General features: G+C 73.7%; 14 protein-coding genes. 6 read left to right on the top strand and 8 right to left on the bottom strand.

Going from position 1 to position 18,192, the window contains the following annotated elements; all coding sequences use genetic code 11:
• Positions 1 to 323: 323 nt before the first annotated feature.
• A complete protein-coding gene (locus tag C1708_RS18750) occupies positions 324 to 965 on the bottom strand; it encodes a DUF4352 domain-containing protein (protein ID WP_106413765.1) in 642 nt (213 codons plus the stop codon).
• Positions 966 to 1,202: 237 nt separating this feature from the next.
• On the opposite strand from C1708_RS18750, the gene C1708_RS18745 reads away from it, so the two are divergent.
• A complete protein-coding gene (locus C1708_RS18745) occupies positions 1,203 to 1,712 on the top strand; it encodes a glutathione peroxidase (protein ID WP_106413764.1) in 510 nt (169 codons plus the stop codon).
• Positions 1,713 to 1,774: 62 nt separating this feature from the next.
• Positions 1,775 to 2,665, top strand: a complete 891-nt coding sequence (locus C1708_RS18740; RefSeq protein WP_106413763.1) for a MerR family transcriptional regulator — start codon at positions 1,775 to 1,777, stop codon at positions 2,663 to 2,665.
• A 181-nt stretch (positions 2,666 to 2,846) separates the two neighbouring features.
• On the opposite strand, the gene C1708_RS18735 is transcribed toward C1708_RS18740, so the two are convergent.
• From C1708_RS18735 to C1708_RS18725, 3 genes are all read right to left on the bottom strand, one after another.
• Positions 2,847 to 3,038: a DUF397 domain-containing protein gene (locus C1708_RS18735; protein WP_106413762.1), complete on the bottom strand. Its 192-nt coding sequence runs from the start codon at positions 3,036 to 3,038 to the stop codon at positions 2,847 to 2,849.
• A gap of 226 nt (positions 3,039 to 3,264) precedes the next feature.
• Entirely contained in the window at positions 3,265 to 4,122 is an 858-nt protein-coding gene (locus tag C1708_RS18730; RefSeq protein ID WP_106413761.1) for a helix-turn-helix domain-containing protein, read from the bottom strand.
• A 319-nt stretch (positions 4,123 to 4,441) separates the two neighbouring features.
• Positions 4,442 to 5,194 carry a GOLPH3/VPS74 family protein gene (locus C1708_RS18725; protein ID WP_106413760.1) on the bottom strand — a complete coding sequence of 251 codons (753 nt, stop codon included), beginning with the start codon at positions 5,192 to 5,194 and terminating at the stop codon, positions 4,442 to 4,444.
• A gap of 223 nt (positions 5,195 to 5,417) precedes the next feature.
• Here C1708_RS18725 and C1708_RS18720 point away from each other — a divergent pair, with 223 nt between their 5' ends.
• Together C1708_RS18720 and C1708_RS18715 are read left to right on the top strand one after the other, a co-directional pair.
• Positions 5,418 to 8,081, top strand: a complete 2,664-nt coding sequence (locus C1708_RS18720; protein WP_106416362.1) for a D-alanyl-D-alanine carboxypeptidase — start codon at positions 5,418 to 5,420, stop codon at positions 8,079 to 8,081.
• Positions 8,082 to 8,214: 133 nt separating this feature from the next.
• Positions 8,215 to 10,137, top strand: a complete 1,923-nt coding sequence (locus C1708_RS18715) for a DUF8823 domain-containing protein (protein WP_106416361.1) — start codon at positions 8,215 to 8,217, stop codon at positions 10,135 to 10,137.
• Between the two features lie 85 nt (positions 10,138 to 10,222).
• Here C1708_RS18715 and C1708_RS18710 read toward each other — a convergent pair whose 3' ends face one another.
• Both C1708_RS18710 and C1708_RS18705 read right to left on the bottom strand, forming a co-directional pair.
• Positions 10,223 to 11,341, bottom strand: a complete 1,119-nt coding sequence (locus tag C1708_RS18710) for an ADP-ribosylglycohydrolase family protein (protein ID WP_106413759.1) — start codon at positions 11,339 to 11,341, stop codon at positions 10,223 to 10,225.
• A 122-nt stretch (positions 11,342 to 11,463) separates the two neighbouring features.
• Positions 11,464 to 13,995 (bottom strand): tetratricopeptide repeat protein, encoded by a 2,532-nt coding sequence (locus C1708_RS18705; RefSeq protein WP_241911284.1) that lies wholly within the window; start codon positions 13,993 to 13,995, stop codon positions 11,464 to 11,466.
• Between the two features lie 424 nt (positions 13,996 to 14,419).
• Here C1708_RS18705 and C1708_RS35120 point away from each other — a divergent pair, with 424 nt between their 5' ends.
• Together C1708_RS35120 and C1708_RS18695 are read left to right on the top strand one after the other, a co-directional pair.
• Positions 14,420 to 14,596 (top strand): hypothetical protein, encoded by a 177-nt coding sequence (locus tag C1708_RS35120; protein ID WP_241911283.1) that lies wholly within the window; start codon positions 14,420 to 14,422, stop codon positions 14,594 to 14,596.
• The gene (locus C1708_RS18695) at positions 14,593 to 14,892 is read left to right on the top strand and encodes a hypothetical protein (RefSeq protein ID WP_106413757.1); all 300 of its coding nucleotides are present in this window, start codon (positions 14,593 to 14,595) and stop codon (positions 14,890 to 14,892) included. Before C1708_RS35120 ends, C1708_RS18695 begins: the two co-directional genes overlap by 4 nt.
• A 67-nt stretch (positions 14,893 to 14,959) precedes the next feature.
• Here the strand turns inward: C1708_RS18695 and C1708_RS18690 are convergent, their stop codons facing one another.
• Positions 14,960 to 15,529, bottom strand: coding sequence for a L,D-transpeptidase (locus C1708_RS18690; RefSeq protein ID WP_241911282.1), 570 nt, complete (start codon positions 15,527 to 15,529; stop codon positions 14,960 to 14,962).
• 69 nt (positions 15,530 to 15,598) lie between these two features.
• On the bottom strand, positions 15,599 to 18,187 hold the full coding sequence (locus C1708_RS18685; RefSeq protein WP_106413755.1) for a bifunctional FO biosynthesis protein CofGH: 2,589 nt from the start codon (positions 18,185 to 18,187) through the stop codon (positions 15,599 to 15,601).
• Positions 18,188 to 18,192 lie beyond the last annotated feature (5 nt).

The raw sequence follows: 18,192 nt of genomic DNA, 5'->3' as shown, positions 1-18,192 counted from the left end.
CACGGTGACGGTTGCCCGGGCAGGGCTCCCCGTCGATCCCGGTCGGCGCGGTCGGCGGCGCCGGTGGGGGCACGGGCCGTGGCGAGAGGGAGATCGCGCCCCGGCACCCCCGGCGGGCCGGCCCGCACACGGCCGCGGGACCCGGCATGCGGGTAAGGGCATGGCGGGTTCCCCCGTGACACCGTGACGGAGGACGTGGAGGCCGTCCAGGAGCCCTGCGCGGACTTCCCGAATTCCCGGATTCCCCGGACTCCCCGGACTCCCCGGACTCCCCCGACCCGCACTTCGCCGTCCGGGCGGACTGAGGCTCCGGCGGCCGGGCGTCAGGAGACGTCGACGCGGACCGGGTCGCCCAGGAGGCCGTCGGTGTAGGTCACGTACTGCGGTGCGAAGGCGCCCCTGCCGGTGACGGCGCCGGAGATGTTCTCGCCGGGCGCGAGGTCCACGGTCTCGATCTGCCGCGTGTCCGCGCCGAGTTCGGCGGTGTGCTTGGTGCCCTCGGCGTCGGTGATCGTGAAGTACAGGGGGTTCACGCTCACCTCGTCGTCGCCGTTGTTGACGACGGTGACCAGCACGCTGGTGTAGGCGCTGCCGTCGGCCAGGAGGTCCTTGCTGAACTCCGTCCGCTCCGCGGTGATCTTCACCGGGCCGCTCCGCGCGGTCTCCCTCTTCGCCTTGGAAGTGTCCTCCTTCGCCCCGGCGGACGCGGAGACGCCGGCGGCCGTGTTCCCCCCGTCGCCGGAGCCGCCGCCGCCCGCCGACACCGCGGCGATCACGACGACGAGGCCGAGGACGCCCGCGCAGCCGAGACCCGCGAACTTCAGGAAGCGGCCCTTCCTGGGCGGCCGGGGCGGGGCGCCGGGGAAGCCGTACCCCGGCGGCTGGGGGGAGGGCTGCTGGTTCGGGTACGGCTGCCGGTGCGCGCAGGGCGGCTGCCGCCGGCTCGGGTCGTTCGGCTGGGTCACGGTGCGGGGACTCCCTGGTCGTCACTGGTCGTGCGCGTAGGTGACCCGCGAGGAATGCGACCCGTTGCCCTGTACCGGACGGATTCACCCGATCGTGGTGGAGCGGCCCCGCCGCGATCATCGGGGCATGACCTCACCGCCCTCGGCGCGGACGCCGTGCCCGAACGGCCCGCGGGCGACCTGCTCGCCGTCGGGGCGGTCAGGACGGTGTCGGCGGCCGGGGCTAGGGTCGGCCCCATGACGACTACCGAGAACAACAGCGCCTCGCCGCTCGACGTCGAGATCGGCGCCCTGACCGGCGGCCCGGCCGGCCTCTCCCAGTACGCGGGCCGTGCCGTGCTCGTCGTGAACGTGGCGTCCAAGTGCGGGCTGACCCCGCAGTACGAGGGCCTGGAGCGGCTCCACGAGCGGTACGCGGAGCGGGGGTTCACCGTGCTCGGCGTGCCCTGCAACCAGTTCCTCGGGCAGGAGCCGGGCTCCGCGGAGGAGATCGCCGAGTTCTGTTCGGCGACGTACGGGGTGACGTTCCCGATGACCGAGAAGGTCGAGGTGAACGGGGAGGGCCGGCACCCGCTGTACGAGCGGCTGGTGGGCTTCGCCGACGCCGAGGGGCACAGCGGGGACGTCCGCTGGAACTTCGAGAAGTTCCTCGTCGGCCGGGACGGCGCCGTCGTGGCCCGTTTCTCCCCGCAGACCGAGCCGGAGTCGGCGGAGGTCGTGGCGGCCGTGGAGAAGGCTCTGGGCTGACGGTTGACCTTGCCCTTGGGGCAGGGACGAGCGTCGTCGTCACCGGGCGGAGGGACCGCCCGGTGACGGAGAATGTCGACGTGGACGAGGAACTGCTCTCCATCGGGGCGTTCGCGGCGCGCAGCCGCCTGTCGGCCAAGGCCCTGCGGTTGTACGACCGGCTGGGGCTGCTGGCGCCGGCGCGGGTCGACGCGGACACCGGTTACCGGTTCTACCGGGTGAGCCAGGTCGAACGGGCCCGGCTGGTGGCGCTGTTGCGGCAGCTGGACATGCCGCTGGCGCGGATCGCCGAGGTGGTGGACGCGGGCGACGGCGCGGCGCAGGCGGGCCGGCTGGACGCGTACTGGGCCGAGGTCGAGGCGCGTCACGCCGCGCAGCGGACGCTCGCCGACTATCTCCGTGGACGGTTGTCGGGGAGGAGCCTCGCGATGTACGGGAAGTTCACGGTGGAGACGGTGGACGTGCCGGAGCAGGTGGTGCTCACCGAGTCGCGTCACATCCTGGCGGGCGAGCTGCCGGCGTGGATCGGCGCGTCGCTGGGCCGGCTGGAGGAGGGCGCCCGCGCCTGCGGCGGGGCGACCGGGTCACCGTTCGTCGTCTACCACTCCGAGGTGACGGTGGAGAGCGACGGGCCCGCGGAGGCGTGCGTGCCGGTCGCCGACGAGGCGGCGGCCCGCGCCTGGGCCGCGGAGCGGGGCCGGGCCCGGGGGACGGCGGTGCGGGTGGAGCCGGCGATGCGGCTGGCCCGCACCCGCATCACCAAGGCGCAGGTCGCGCACCCGCAGATCCTGGCCGCCTTCGAGGCGGTGGAGGCGTGGATGCGGGAGCAGGGACTGGCGTACGCGGGGCCCTGCCGTGAGGTCTACTTCGCGGACTGGGACGCGGCGGGCCCGGAGGACCCGGTGTGCGACGTCGCCTTCCCGGTCGCGGAGGCGAGGACGACCGCGGGCTGAGGACGGACCCGGTCGCACGGGGCCGGTCGCGGGGGCTTCCCCGCGGCCGGTCCTGCCGTCTCCCGGCGGGGCGGGCCGGGACCCCGGGACGTGCGGAGCGGGGCGCGTGCCGGCCCTCTCGGCAAGGACGGCGGACTCGTCGAGAGGGCCTGTCGGTGGCGCCGGTCCCCGCGCCGGGGCGCTAGGAGCGGACCGAGGCCACGAAAGCGTTCCACGCGTCGGCCGGGAACGCCAGCTTCGGACCCTCGGGGATCTTGGTGTCCCCGAGCTCCAGCGACTCCTCGGTGGTCGACCTGACCATCACGCACGCGCCGTTGTTGTTGGTGTAGGAGGACGTCGTCCACGTTTCCGTGGCGCCCAGACGAATTGCCATGTTCGCTCCGTAGCCAGATGCTGAGTTGCTGTCACCGGCCTGCGCATTCCGGCGTGGACCCGCAGAACGGATTGCGCCAACCGCGGATGCCGGTTGGCGTGATCGACGCTACTCGCCACCCTCGTCGTCCGGAGCGGTCGTTCACTCGACCGGATGGCATCTCCTGGGCAAGACTTCCAGCCGTACGTGTCGGCGGTGTAGCATCCCGCCCTCCTACGACGGAAGTTCAGCGCGCGTACTCCTTCACGAGCCGCTCCACCAGCCGCCGCGACTGCTCCACGTTCAGCGACTGCGCCCGCAGGTGCTCGTACATCACCGTGTACTTCTGCACGTCGTGCGGCTTCTCCAGGTACAGGTCGCTGGTGACGCCCTCGATGTAGACCACGCTCGAGTCGGCCGCGTCGGCGAACTCCAGGATGGAGTACTGGCCGTTGATGCCCGCGTGCGCGCCGACCTCGAACGGCAGCACCTGCACGGTGACGTGCGGCAGCTGGCTCAGCTCCAGCACGTGCTCCAGCTGTTCGCGCATCACCTGGCGGCTGCCGACGACCCGGTGCAGCGCGGCCTCGTCGAGCACCACCCACAGCCGCAGCGGGTCCTGCTCGGCGGTGATCCGGCTCTGCCGGCGCAGCCGCACCTCCACCCGCTTGTCGTTCTCCTGCTCACTGGACTCCGGCGAACCGCCCTGGACGATCGCCTCGGCGTACGCGCGGGTCTGCAGCAGACCGGTGATGATCTGCGGCTCGTACACCCGCAGCGACTCCGCGTCCGTCTCCAGACCGATGTAGACGCTGTACGGGATGTCGCCGAACGCGTGCCACCAGCCCTGCTGGCGGGAGTCCTTGGCCATCTGCATCAGCGAGTCGACGATCCGCTGGTCCTCGACCTCGTAGACCCCGCACAGATCGCGCACGTCGCGCTGGCTGATGCTGCGGCGGCCGTTCTCCAGCCGGCTGATCTTCGACTGCGACACCAGCAGCCGCTCCGCGACCTCCTCGGCCGTCATGCCCTTCAGCTCACGGAGCCGGCGCAGCTCCTGGCCGAGCCGGCGCCGCCGGACGGTGGGATTGACATTGGACGCCACGGGACGTGCACCTCCGGCTGCGTGCCTCGTACTTGCACTGTGTACTTGGACCTCGTACGTGCCACTGTGTGTGTCTGCTCGATGAGCAGACTGCCACCAACGCGCGTACCACCGCTGGGAAATGGTGGATATACGACCGGTGCACGCCAGTTCACGGCCCCGCGGCCGGGAGCGACCGCGCCTTCGGGCACGCCGAGCGGGGCGGAGAGAGCCCGTGTGCTCTCTCCGCCCCGCTCGGACAGCGGCTCCCGTGACCGGGTCTGCGGTGCCGTGGATCCGTGGTGGTGCCCTGCCGTGCCGAGCCCGGGGGACGTACGGCTCAGTGGGCGGCGGCCCGTGCCATGGATCCGCGGTGGGGCTGCGCCGGAACGCCGCGGGCGGGTTCCGGTCCGCTCCTGCCGCCGGGGGCCTGCCGGCCCGCCGGTGCGGAGCTGCGGCGCGGCTGGGCCGCGACGCCGTTCTGGACGTCCATCACCGCGTGCGCGACGAGTCCGCCCATCGGGTCGTGCCGGATCAGGTCCCGCAACCGGGAGCGCGAGGAACGACCCTCGTTCCCCGGGTACAGGTGCTTGCCGAGACCGACCGCGTGCGCCAGCGCGGCGAGCGCCGCGGTCCGCGGGTCCGGCGGGACGCCGGTACGGATCGCGGAGTCCAGCCGGGCCCTGATCTCCCGGCTGATCTCGGTGTCCGTCGCCTGGTACCGGGTCGTCGGCAAGACCCCGCACATCTGGCCGGCCACGGCGTGCACCATGCCGCACCGCTCCAGGTGCGAGAGGTAGGTCTGGCGGAGCCCGAGACGGGGCCCGCCGATCCAGTGGACGGCCCGCACGGGAGCGCCACGCCTTCGCAGCAACTCCAGTGCGCTGTCCAGTGTTGGGTCTCCAGTCGGCCGTGGCACCACCACGGCGATACGATCCCCGTCTGGGGCTATCCGTCCGGCCAGCGCCAGCTCCACCAGCTGTGCTCCGGCCAGACCGAGGTCGAGCGACTGCGGCTGCGCAGTGGTACCCGTGGTCGGGTCCAGTGCCAGCAGCAGAAGCTCCTCCGGAAGTGTTCTGCGGCTCCTGCCCATCCATGCCTCCCCGCGTGGATGAATGACAGGGTGACCCCTCTCACATTGGTCTGTCGAGGGTGCGTGACCGGTTCGTAGTGGAACCAGTAGCTATGTCGTTCTCGTCTACCGCATGGGGTAAGCCCGCACACAGGACACTGGTACCTGGTTCGGACAGCGCTTCAGGGCGATGTCACGGGCGGGCGGTTCACGGTTCGGTTGGCGCACGCGGGGCGTGCGGCACATGGAGGAGGCATCGGTGGCGGGCGAGTCCCCCGACAGGTCGAAACAGCGCGAGTCGTCGGCAGAACAGACGTCGGGGAGCGCCGGGCCGGTTCCCGAGAAGCAGGATCCCCGCCTCGCCATGACCCGCGAGACGGGGCGCTCGGGGAACCGGGGAAGCGTGCACAGGGGAAGCGTGGACACGGCCACGCGGGTGCTGTCGGTCCGGGAGGCTGCGGCCTCCGGACCGGAGCCGGAGGAGAGGTCGGCCTCGGGGCCGGCTGCCGAGCCGGAACGGGAGTCGGAGCGGGAGCGGGGGTCGGCCCCGGGTTCCGGTTCGGCCTCGGGTTCGGGCTCCGGTTCGGGTTCGGGCTCCGGTTCGGGTTCGGGCTCCGGTTCGGGTTCGGCTTCGGAGGAGGCGGTGGACGACGCGGCGTCCGAAGGACGTGGCGGGGCCGTGGACGGCGGTGACGGGCGTCTGCGGGAGGCCGTCGCGACCTGGGTGCGGCCGGCGGATCCGAAGGAGGACGCGGACGCGGCGGAGGCCGGCTCCGAGGGGTCCGAGCGGGACGGCGCGGACGCGGCGGCGGACGACGCGCCCCAGGACGGTGACGAGGAGGCGGGCGCCGACGAGGACGCGCGGTCCGGCAGGGCCACGAAGGCCCCCACGGACGCCAGGGCCGACGCGGACACGAAGGCCGCCCCGGACGGAGAGGCCGCTGCCGTCACCGCGGCGAAGGCCGACGCGGACGGCAAGGACCCCGGGGACGGCCCAGGGGCGGACGACGAGACCCAGGACGACGACGGCGACGACGACGTCAGCAGGGTCGGCGCGGACGCCTCCGAGGCCCCCGAGGACGTCTCCCCCGGCGACGAGGGCGAGGAGGACGCCGGGCCCTCCGCGAGCGCCGAGGACGACGGCGAAAGCCCTCGTGAAGCCGACGGGGACGCCGACGCCCCGTCCGGTGGCACGCCCCAGGGCGACGACCAGGGCAAGGACGTCAGGAGCGAGGCCGCCGCGGCCGAGGACGACGACGAGGACGCCGAGGACGGCGGGGACGGCCGCGCCTCGGACACGGGCGACCCGGGCACGGGCGATCCGGACAAGAGCGGCGACGACAAGGGCGCCGACGACGCCCCCGTCGATCAGCCCACCGCCGTGTTCCGGGCGCCGCGGGCCTCCGAGGCGTCCGTCGACCAGCCGACCACCATGCTCAAGCTGGGCGAGGCGGCCACCCGTGAGGGCGCCCGTGCCGCCGAGGCCGAGCGGACCAGCAAGTTCGTCGCGCTCAAGGAGGACCCCGCCCTGCGGCAGCCTCCGCGTCAGGGCGGCCCCGCCCCGGCCGAGTCGACGACGTTCCTGCCGCAGGTCGGCCCGGAGCGGACCACGCAGCAGCCGTTGCCCCCGAAGCCGCCGCTGGATCTGCTGGCTGAGCTGACCAACACGCCGCCGCCCCCGCAGACCCCGCTGCGGACGGCCGTGCGGCGGATCAAGATCTGGACGCCGCTGGTGATCCTGCTGCTGATCGTCTTCGCGATCGTGCAGAACGTCCGGCCGCTGCCGGCCCCCACCCTGGCGCTCACCGCGCAGGACACCCACACCTTCGACGGTGACCCGGTGAAGCTGCCCTGGCCGGACGAGGGACAGGGGTGGATGAGCGGCGACGGCATCGGCACGATGGACCACTTCGGCGAGCAGAAGCCGGTCGCCATCGGCTCGGTCGCCAAGACCATGACGGCGTACATCATCCTGCGCGAGCACCCGCTGAAGCCCGGTGAGGAAGGCCCGAAGATCGAGGTCGACGCGAAGGCGGAGGAGGAGGGCGGCTACGACAAGGACGGCGAGTCCACGCTCAACACCGTCAAGGCCGGTGACTTCCTCACCGAGAAGCAGGCGCTGTCGGCCGTCATGATCCCCTCCGCCAACAACATCGCGCGTCTGCTGGCGCGTTGGGATGCGGGCTCCGAGGAGGCGTTCGTCAAGAAGATGAACGACACCGCCAAGGAGCTCGGGATGACCAACACGACGTACACCGACCCCTCGGGGCTGAAGGAGACCACCGTCTCCACCGCCGAGGACCAGACGAAGCTCGGCATCGCGGCCATGAGGAACCCGGCCATGGTGGCCATCACCAGCGCGGCCAGCTGGACGGACCCGAGCGGGCAGTACTGGAGCAACTACAACGAGCTGCCCTACACGATGGGCGCGATCGGCATCAAGACCGGCTCCACCACCAAGGCCGGCGGCAACCTGCTCTTCGCCGCCCGCAAGGAGGTGGGCGGCCAGGAGGTCACCGTCGTCGGCGCGATCCTCGGCCAGCACAAGGGCCCGTCGATCTTGGACACGGTCAACGAGGTCAGCAAGCCCGCGCTGCGCGCCGCCCAGGATGCGCTGACCTCGGCGAGCATCCTGAAGAAGGGCACGGTCGTCGGGTACGTGGACGACGGTCTCGGCGGCCGTACGCCCGTCGCCGTCACCGAGGACGTCAAGGCCGTCGGCTGGGCGGGCCTCGAGGTGAAGCTGACGTTCGCCGGGACGGAGCTGCCGCACACCGCGGAGGCCGGGACGAAGGTCGGCACGCTCACCGTGGGCGACGGCAAGAACGGGGCCGTCAAGGTGCCGGTCGCGCTGCAGGAGGACCTCGTGGAGCCCGGCTTCACGGACAAGCTGACCCGCGTCGCCTGACCCGGCGGCCGATCGACGAGGGCCGCACCCCGCGGGCCGCCGCCCACCCGGGCGGACGGCCCGCAGGGTGCGTGCTAGCGTCACGAAACGGGCAGTGAACGGGTGATGAACGGGAACACGGGGAGTGCCGAAGGTGGCGACAGCGGAGCCGACACGCGCCGACGACGCAGACCCGGGCCCGGGAGCCGGCCCGCGAATACCCGCATCCGGAGCGGAGTGGTCCGTCGAGACCGCCGACGCGCCCCCGGGGACGGACGCGCACCGGGCGAAGACGCCTGGCGGGAACACCCCTCAGGGCGCCCCCCAGGATGACCCCCCGGGCCGCGCCCGGGCCGCCGTCCTCGCCGTGCGGGCCCGCACGCTGCGCCACCCGGTGCTGTCCGTCACCGCGCTCGCCGGGCTGCTGCACGTCGTCTGGTTCTTCACCTTCGCGAACAGCGGCGGCGACCTCGCCGCGCAGGACGCGTGGGCCGAGTTCGTGGGCCGGCACCCCGACTCCGCGTACAACCTCGCCTGGTACGGCGGCATGCACCCGGTGTCGTACAGCATGGTGTCGCCGTACCTGATGTCGCTGCTCGGGGTGCGGACCACGATGATGATCGCGGGCACGGTGTCGGCGGGTCTGCTGACGCTGGTGCTGATGCGCAGCCGGTCCGTACGCAATCCCCTGTGGGCCGCGCTCGCGGGAGTCTTCGCGCTGCTGTGCAACGCCGCGTCCGGCCGGGTGACGTACGGGCTGGGCACGATGTTCGCGCTCGGCGCCGTCGCGGTCGTCTTCTGCTGGCCCCACCGGTGGCGGTACAAGCGCTGGGCGAAGGCGCTCTGCGCGGCCCCGCTGGCGGCGCTCGCGACCATGGCCTCACCGGTCGCCGGCCTGTTCGTGGGCCTGGTGGCGGTGGCGCTGTTCCTGCAGAAGCGCCGGCCGGGCGCGTGGGCGCTGGGTCTCGCGCCCAGCGCGGTGGTCGCGGTGTCGGCCTGGCTGTTCCCGTTCTCCGGCACGCAGCCGATGGGCTTCGGCTCGGTGGTGCTGCCGCTGGTCTACTCGGTGCTGGTGTACGTCCTGGTGCCGAAGGACTGGAGGACGGTCCGGATCACGGCCGCGGTGTACGGGCTCGGGGTGGTGCTGGTCTGGCTGATCAGCTCGCAGATCGGGTCGAACATGACCCGGCTGGCCATGCTGTTCGGCGGCGTGGTGCTGGTGGCGGCGCTGCCGTTCGCCGAGCCCCGGTCCCGCAGGTGGTACGCGCTGGTCGTCGCCGTGGTCGGCTTCACCTGCTGGATCGGCGTGAAGTCCGTGAACGACGTGGTGAACACGACGCCCGCCGCCTCCTGGGCGCGCGAGCTGGCGCCGCTGGTGAACGAGTTGCAGGAGGTCGGCGCCGAGCGGGGCCGGGTGGAGGTCGTCCCGGCCCGCTCGCACCGCGAGGCGTCCGCGCTCGCGCCGTACGTGAACCTGGCGCGCGGCTGGAACCGGCAGGCCGACATGGAGCGCAACCCGCTCTTCTACGACGACACCCTCAACGCGGCCAACTACCACGAGTGGCTGAAGCGCTGGGGCGTGCACTACGTGGTGCTGCCCAAGGACGAGCCGGACGGCGACGGCGGCCAGCGGGAGCGGGAACTGGTGCAGGGCGGGCTGCCGTACCTGAAGCAGGTCTGGGGCGACGCCAACTGGCAGCTGTTCGAGGTGCAGGCGCCGACCCCGCTGGCGGAGCCGCACACGGTCGTGGAGCGCGCCGAGCAGGGCGAGTGGACGCTGCGCGTGGAGAAGCCGGGCCGCATCCTGATCCGGGTGCCGTACTCGCCGTGGCTGGGCCTGGTCGACGCCGAGGGCGAGGCGCTGGACCCGCCGCAGGAGACGGAGGAGTCCGAGAACCGCCCGGAGGGCGAGCCGAAGACGTACGAGAACGTCCACGGCTGCCTGATGGAGACGGAGGAGGACGCCAACGGCGACCAGTGGACGGTGCTGCTGGCGCCCGAGGCGGGGACGTACCGGCTGGCGGCCCCGTACAAGTGGGGTGAGCGGGGGACGCCCTGCCCCGACGAGCTGCGCTGACACGCTCCGCCGAGAGGCGGCCCCGGGGGCGGTCCCCGGGGGCGGTCCCAGGGGGCCTTTCCGCGCCCCTGAGAGGGCGCGTCCCCTAGGCGCCTCTCGGGTAGCGGGCGAGCCAGGCCGGGGAGGAGGCCGCGGGGGTGTGGAGGGCGGGGCCCTGGGTCATCTCCATGGCGAAGTCGTCGGCGAGTTCGAGGACCGTGGGACGGCCCTCCAGTTCGGCCAGCCAGGCCGGCGGGAGGGCCGTCTCCCCGTGCAGGGCGCCCAGCAGACCGCCGGTCAGGGCGCCGGCCGCGGCACTGGGACCGCTGTGGTTCACGGCGAGGCACAGACCGTGCCGTACGTCCTCCCCCGCCAGCGCGCAGTACACGGCCGCGGCGAGCAGGCCCTCGGCGGTGGCGTCGCCGACCAGTTCCGTGACCCGCTCCGCGCCGGGCGCCCCCTGCCGCACGGCGCCCAGCGCGCGCTGGAGGGCGTCCGTCACCGGCTGGTGGCCGGGCCGGGCGGCCAGCAGGGCGAGGGTGCGCCGCACCGCCGCGTCCAGACCCTCGCCCCGGGTCAGCGCGTGCACCAGCACCGCGTACGCGCCCGCCGTGAGGAAGGCGACCGGGTGGCCGTGGGTCTGCGCCGCGCACTCCACGGCGAGCTGCGCCACGAGCTGCGGGTCCCAGCCGACCAGCAGCCCGAACGGCGCGGACCGCGCCGCCGCCTCGGGACCCGCCTCGCCGGGGTTCTTGGGCGCGTCCAACGTGCCCATCGTGTGGTCGCCGAGCCCCATGAGCAGGGCGCGGGCCGGGTCGCGGCGGGCGTACAGCCACTCCTCCCGCGCCAGCCAGCCGTCCTCCTCGCGCCGCTCGTCCGGGCCCCAGTCGCGCTGGGTCGTGGCCCAGCGCAGATACGCCTGGTGCAGGTCGGTCGGCGGGTGCCAGGCGCCGGTGTCGCGCCGCACCTGGGCGCGGATCAGGCCGTCCACGGTGAAGAGAGTCAGCTGGGTGTGGTGGGTGACGGCGCCGCGCCGGCCGTAGGCGGGGGCGAGGTCGGTCAGGCCCTCCGCGCCGTGGGTCCGGCGGATGGTGTCGACGTCCAGTCGGTCCACCGGCGCGCCCAGCGCGTCCCCGACGGCCGCCCCGAGCAGCGTGCCGCGCACCCGGCTGCGGAAGTCCTGCTGCTCACGGCGCCCCCACACGGGCCCGGCAGTACCAGCCACCCAGACCTCCCCGGGACCGTCCGTACGTGCGACGCCCAGCACTGTAATCGAACGGGGGCGGCCGGCTCAGAGGCCGGATCGCTGTGCGGAGTGTGACCCGAGCGGCCGGAAGTGGCCGGTTTTCACCCGTCGCGGTCCCGTACGACCGCATCGCGCCGCTCGCGCGCCCAGGCGTAGGACGGATTCAGCTCCAGGGCGCGGTCCAGGTCGGCGAGGGCCCGGTCGCGGTGGCCCAGGCGGTGGTGGGCCACGCCCCGGCTCGCGTACGCCGACGCGTATCCGGGGTCGAGGGCGAGGGCCCGGTCGTAGGCGTCCAGGGCGTCGCGGTAGCGGTTGGCGGCGCGGAGCGCGTCCCCGCGCTCGCAGTGCGCCCACGCGGAGCCCGGATCCACGGCGACGGCGCGGTCGAGGGCGGCCAGGCGGCCGTCCATGTCGCCCAGTTCCCGGGCCACCCGAGCCCGACGGACGAGCGCCCAGGCGTAGTCCGGTCTCAGGGCGAGGGCGTGGCCGAGCGCGGTGCGGGCCTCCTCCGGGTGTCCGAGGGCGAGGCGGGCCGCTCCGAGGGAGGCCCAGGCGTAGGCGTCGGCGGGGTCGAGGGCGGCGGCCCGCTCCAGGTCGGCGGCGGCCTCCGCGTGGCGTCCGACGACGCGCAAGCACTCGCCGCGCAGGGCGAGGGTGCGGGCGTCGTCGGGGGTGAGGGTGAGGGCCCGGCTCAGTGCGGTGACGGCAAGAGCGTGCTCGGCGCGCGCGGCGTGGGCGAGGGCGCGGTCGCGGTGGATGCGGGCCACCAGGGCCGGGGGGAGGGCGGCGTCCGCGAGGGCGGCCGGGCGGGACCGCTCCTCCGGGGCCCGGTCCGTGGAGTGCTCCGCGTCCTCGTGGTCCCCGTGGTCCTCGTCGTCCTGGGGCTCGGGGCCGGCCGTCACCGGGTGCCCGGTGAGTTCCGGGACGCCTCCCCGCGCGGCGCCGTCCGGCGTGACCGGCGGCCCGAGGCCGGCGCCCTGGAGCCGGACATCGGGCGGGAAGGTCTGCGGTGCGTGTCCGGTTCCCGTGAGCAGGGCCTCCAGGACGGCCTGGGTGCCGCCGGAGCGGAGGGCGTCCGACAACCGCCCGCCCCACGCGGCGACGCCGGGCAGGAGGGCGTCCCGTCCGGCGTCCTCCAGCACCCGGACCCAGCGTCCCGCGAGCGCCTCCCCCTGGTCGCACGCCTCCACCAGATCGCTCAGGGTGTCGGAGACCGCCGCGTGGTCGGAGGTGCACAGGCGGTGGTACAGCTCCGCCAGCCGCAGCCGGCACCAGTCGTCGTCCAGCCGGAGCCTGCCCGCGTCCCGTCCGGCCCCGGCGGCCTCGCGCCACCGCCGGAAGGCGTCGGCCAGCCGGCGGTGACCGGCGAGCCAGCCCTGCGGGGAGCGCCCGCGCTGGAGCCGCAGCATGGGGGCGCGCACGATGTCGTGGTAGCGGATCCGACCGCCGAGCCGGTCGGCGAACGGCAGGGTCTCCACCCAGGCGTAGAGCTCCTCGGCGCGGTCGCGGTCACAGTCGACGGCGACCGCGAAGACGTCCGCGTCCAGCAGCCGGGGCAGCGCGCCCGCGAGAGCGGCGAACCGGCGGCCGGGGTCCTGCTCCCACTTCAGGAAACGCTCAACGGCGGTGGCGCTCGGGTCGGTGACGTCCTCGGGGCCGGCGGGGCGGGTGCCGGCGATCGTGGACAGCAGCACCGGGAGGCCGCCGGTGAGGCGGAGCGCCTCGGCGACGACGGGTTCGGCGGTGACGCCCCGTGAGGCCAGCAGTCCGCGCGCCTCGGCCTCGGTGAACGGCTGGAGCGGCAGGGAGGTCATGAAGTCGGCGAACGTGCCCCAGCGGGCCGGGTCGGCGGGGTGCTGTCCCGCGGTGACGACGACGACCGTGTCGGGCAGGGCGCCGTACCGGTCGGTGGTGAGCAGGTCGTGCAGCCAGGCGTCGAGGAAGGGGCCGGTGCGCTCGTAGGTGTCGAGGAGGAGGACGATCCAGGGGACGTCGGAGGCGATCGTGTCCAGTTCCTCCGCGAGGACGGGGGTGAGGACGCTCGCCGGGTCGAGGACCAGGTGGACGTCCTCGTGGCTGCGGAAGCGGGCGGCGAGGACCGAGCGCAGCCGGTCCGCCCCGTGGGCGAGCTGCTCGGGGTCGAGGACGGCCGTGAACGGGGCGACGCCGGGGACGAGCCCGAGTCCGGCGAGTCCGGCGCGGGCGAGCGCCATGCCGCCCGTGGAAGGGGCGCCGTCCGGGGCGGGGTCGAGGGCGGCGAGGGCGGCGGTCTCCGCCTCGTGGCGGCGCTCGCGGTGAGCGGCGAGCATCCGCTCCAGGTCCTTGAACCGGTGTCCCTGTGCGGCGAACTGACGGCATACGGCTTCCAGCACCTCGGGGACGGAGCCGGAGGTCTCGTTGACGTACGCCGTCAACGCGCCTCGTTCACGTGCGAGATGCTCGAACTCCTTGACCAGGCGAGTCTTTCCGACGCCCGCGGTGCCGTGCACATGGAACAGGAAGCGGTGCCGTCCGTCCTCGGGTGTGGTGTCGAAGTTACCCCGGAACAGCTCCCGTTCGGCACTGCGCGCGACGAGCCCGGCCCGCGTCCGCCGCCGCACCCGCTCCTGGAGCGAAATCCGCCCGCGCGCCATGCATACGTCCCTTCCCCCGCGTCACGACGGCCTCATTCTTTCGCACCTCGGGCCGATCCGGCAGGGCGACGACAGACGACTGATCGCTCCAAGTGACCGCTCCCTTGACTTCGGAATACGTTCCGAAGTCCGGTCGGGGCGTGTCCACACCAACGGTCGCCTTCTCCGGACTCCCGAAGAACTCAAAACGTGTCGCCGAGACCCCCGACCGGGCCCAACGCGTGCACGTCACGCGCCGGGACGGAGAGGACCTCCACCTCACGACAGCTCGCCACGACCGGCAGCGTGAGGAGACGGCGGACATCACCGCCCGGCTCCTCGGCGCCCTCGTCCGCAGCGACGCGGGCGAGCGGGCCGTACTGCGCGCACTTCCCTCGGTCTTCCCCTGGTACGCCACCTGCCGGCGGAGGAGGCGAAGGAGTTCGTGGCGGACCTCATCGACGCCACGAACGACGCTGCGCACCCGGACGTCCACGGCAACCCCCACCGTCTGGTCACCGAATGGCGCGCGACCACCCGCATCCTGGCGCACCCCGGGCTCACGGCGAAGCTCACGCGGCGGCCGCCGGACGAGGACCACGGCGAGGTGACGGCGCCGTGAGCCCCGAGCGCGGCGACGACGTCGCACCCCCGCCGGTGGACGGCGAACGGCGTCTGCGCTTCGCGACGAACGGGGCCGCGAAGGGGTGGAGTGAACCCGGCGCGGAGGCGCCGGGCGACACGCGCCGCTGCTTCGAGGCCCTGCGCGGGGATCCGGCGTCCCGCCCGGACCCGGACCGTCAGCACCGCCTGCGGGGCCGGCTCGCCACGGGGAACCTCGGCGGCCGGGACGGTCCGCAGCGGGAGTACGAGGTCACGGCGGGCGGCCGGGTGCGCCGCCTCGTCGACGAGGCGTGACGCACGGTGCGCTTCGTCCACGCGTCGCCGCGGCATCCGAAGGACACCGAGCAGCCGGGACGGCCGGCTAGTCCACCACGTACACCGTGGTGCCCGCCGTGCCGAAGGTCCAGAGGGCCTTGCCGTCCTGTTTGGCGACGCGGATGCCGCCGGTCCGGGCGCCGGGGTCGGCGGGCGGGGGTGAGGAGCCGTCGACCGCGTTGGAGAAGGCGACGAAGACGCCGGACTTCTGGGCGAAGTACATGATGTGCTCCACCGGCACGCCGTCGCTGCCGGTGGTGGCCTCGTTGCGGGTGCCGATCGTGTAGGAGCCGGGGTCCGGGGAGACCGTGCCGGGCCACACCGGGAAGGAGCGGCGGGCGGCGTCGCTGGCGTCGACGAGCCAGACGCGCTTCTGGCCGAGGGAGTAGACGATCCGGCGGCCGGTGCCGGAGTCGGCGGGCACGCCCGGTGCGCGGGTCTCCTCCGGCGGGGCGGCGGACGGCTTGGGGTCCGCCGTCGCCGTGGCCTTCGGCGGAGTGGTGGCGGCGACGGGCTTGGTGCCCTGGTCCGCCTGGACGCCCAGGACCGCCACCGCGGCTATCGCCCCCGTGGTCAGCCCGGTCACCCAGGCCCACGAGGGAAGTCGGGCAGACACCGGTACGCACTCCTCAGCTACCGAAAGCGGGTCGGATCATCCTACTGCCAGCGGGGGCCGGGGCCGGATTCAGTCGAGGACGGGCAGCAGCTCCGGCAGATGTCCGTCCGACGTCTCCGCCGCGCGGCGGCGCTCCTCGGGCACCTCGCCGTACAGGGTCGTGCGCGGCTTCGCCGGGCGGCCGGCCGCTTCCGCGACCGCGATCAGGTCCTTGACCGACTTGTAGGAGCCGTAGGAGGAGCCCGCCATGCGGGAGATGGTCTCCTCCATCAGCGTCCCGCCGAGGTCGTTCGCGCCGGAGCGCAGCATCTCCGCCGCACCCTCCGCGCCCAGTTTGACCCAGCTCGTCTGGATGTTGGGGATCCACGGGTGGAGCAGGAGGCGGGCCATCGCCGTCACCGCGCGGTTGTCGCGGACCGTCGGGCCGGGGCGGGCGATGCCGGCCAGGTAGACGGGGGCGTTGGTGTGCACGAAGGGCAGCGTCACGAACTCGGTGAAGCCGCCGGTCCGCTGCTGGATCCCGGCCAGGGTGCGCAGGTGGCCGAGCCAGTGGCGGGGCTGGTCGACGTGGCCGTACATCATCGTGGAGCTCGACCGGATGCCCAGGTCGTGCGCCGTCTCGACGACCTCGATCCACGTCGCCGCCGGCAGCTTGCCCTTGGTGAGGATCCAGCGGACCTCGTCGTCGAGGATCTCCGCCGCCGTGCCCGGGATGGTGTCCAGCCCGGCCTCCTTCGCCGCCGTCAGCCACTCGCGGAGGGACAGGCCGGTGCGGGTCGCGCCGTTCACCACCTCCATCGGGGAGAAGGCGTGGACGTGCAGGCCGGGGACGCGTTCCTTCACGGCCCGCGCGATGTCGAAGTAGGCGGTGCCGGGCAGGTCGGGGTGGATGCCGCCCTGCATGCACACCTCCACCGCGCCGACGTCCCACGCCTGCTGGGCGCGGTCGGCCACCTGGTCCAGCGACAGCGTGTACGCGTCGGCGTCGGTGCGGCGCTGGGCGAAGGCGCAGAAGCGGCAGCCGGTGTAGCAGACGTTGGTGAAGTTGATGTTGCGGGTGACGATGTACGTCACGTCGTCGCCGACCGCCGACTTACGCACGTCGTCCGCGACCCGGCACAGGGCGTCCAGCGCGGGACCGTCGGCGTGCAGCAGGGCCAGCGCCTCGGCGTCCGTCAGCTTCGTCGGGTCGTCGGCGGCCGTGCGCAGCGCCTCGCGCACGTCGGTGTCGATCCGCTCCGGGACCATGCCGGGGGCGGCGGCCTCGCGCAGCGCGTCCCAGTCGCCGTACACCTCGTCGAAGTCGGCGCGGCGGTCGTCCGTGCGCCCCTCGGTGTCGATGGTGCGGTGCAGGTCGGTGCGGCCGGTCGCGGTGAACGCCTCGTCCGGCTCCTGCCACGGCAGCCCCCGGGGCAGGGCGTCCGGGCGGGCGAGCCCCGTCTCCGGGTCGGCGAGCGCGGCGACGTGCGGGCGCAGCCGCGGGTCCAGCCAGGGCTCGCCGCGCCGCACGAACTCCGGGTAGACGCAGAGGCGTTCGCGCAGCTCGAAGCCGGCCGCGCGGGACTGTTCGGCCAGTTCCTCGATCTGCGGCCAGGGGCGCTCGGGGTTGACGTGGTCGATGGTGAGGGGGGAGACCCCGCCCCAGTCGTCGATGCCGGCGGCGATCAGCCGCCCGTACTCGGCGTCGACCAGGTTCGGCGGGGCCTGGAGGCAGGCGGTGGGGCCGAGGACCAGGCGGGCCACGGCGACGGTGGCGACGAGTTCGTCCAGTTCCGCGTCCGGCATGCCGCGCATCGCGGTGTCCGGCTTGGCGCGGAAGTTCTGGATGATCAGTTCCTGGATGCCGTGGTGGGCGCGGGCGACCTTGCGCAGCGCGAACAGGGACTCGGCGCGCTCCTGGTAGGTCTCGCCGATGCCGATGAGGATGCCGGAGGTGAAGGGCACGGAGGAGCGGCCCGCGTCCTCCAGGACCCGCAGCCGCACCGCCGGTTCCTTGTCCGGGGAGCCGTGGTGGGGGCCGCCGGGCTCGGACCACAGGCGGGTGGCGGTGGTCTCCAGCATCATGCCCATGGAGGGGGCGACCGGCTTGAGGCGCTGGAAGTCGGTCCAGGACAGCACGCCCGGGTTGAGGTGCGGGAGGAGGCCGGTCTCCTCCAGGATGCGGATCGAGATGGCGCGGACGTAGGCGAGGGTGTCGTCGTAGCCGTGCGCGTCGAGCCATTCGCGGGCCTCGGGCCAGCGGTCCTCGGGCTTGTCGCCGAGGGTGATGAGGGCTTCCTTGCAGCCGAGCGCGGCGCCCTTGCGGGCGATGTCCAGCACCTCGTCCGGCGACATGAACATCCCGTGCCCGGCCCGGCGCAGCTTGCCGGGCACGGTGACGAACGTGCAGTAGTGGCACTTGTCCCGGCACAGCCGCGTCAGCGGGATGAAGACGCTCCGGGAGTACGTGATGACGCCGGGCCGTCCCGCCGCCTCCAGGCCCGCGTCGCGGACCCGGGCGGCCGAGGCGGAGAGGTCCTCGAGGTGGTCACCGCGGGCCTGGAGCAGGACCGCGGCCTCGGAGACGTCCAGGGAGACGCCGTCGCGGGCACGCCTGAGCGCGCGGCGCAGGGAGTTCTCGGTCGGGCCGCCGGTTCCGGTGGTCGCGGAAGTCGTCATTCTCT

It is taken from the genome of Streptomyces sp. DH-12 (assembly GCF_002899455.1).
GTDB lineage: Bacteria > Actinomycetota > Actinomycetes > Streptomycetales > Streptomycetaceae > Streptomyces.
This window is presented reverse-complemented; position numbering and strand designations above follow the sequence as displayed.

Excerpts from the sequence above, each read along its gene's own strand:
- C1708_RS18745 (WP_106413764.1), top strand. The coding sequence starts at position 1,203 with ATGACGACTACCGAGAACAACAGCGCCTCGCCGCTCGACGTCGAGATC.
- C1708_RS18735 (WP_106413762.1), bottom strand. The coding sequence starts at position 3,038 with ATGGCAATTCGTCTGGGCGCCACGGAAACGTGGACGACGTCCTCCTAC.
- C1708_RS18725 (WP_106413760.1), bottom strand. The coding sequence starts at position 5,194 with ATGGGCAGGAGCCGCAGAACACTTCCGGAGGAGCTTCTGCTGCTGGCA.
- C1708_RS18720 (WP_106416362.1), top strand. The coding sequence starts at position 5,418 with ATGGAGGAGGCATCGGTGGCGGGCGAGTCCCCCGACAGGTCGAAACAG.
- C1708_RS18705 (WP_241911284.1), bottom strand. The coding sequence starts at position 13,995 with ATGGCGCGCGGGCGGATTTCGCTCCAGGAGCGGGTGCGGCGGCGGACG.
- C1708_RS18685 (WP_106413755.1), bottom strand. The coding sequence starts at position 18,187 with ATGACGACTTCCGCGACCACCGGAACCGGCGGCCCGACCGAGAACTCC.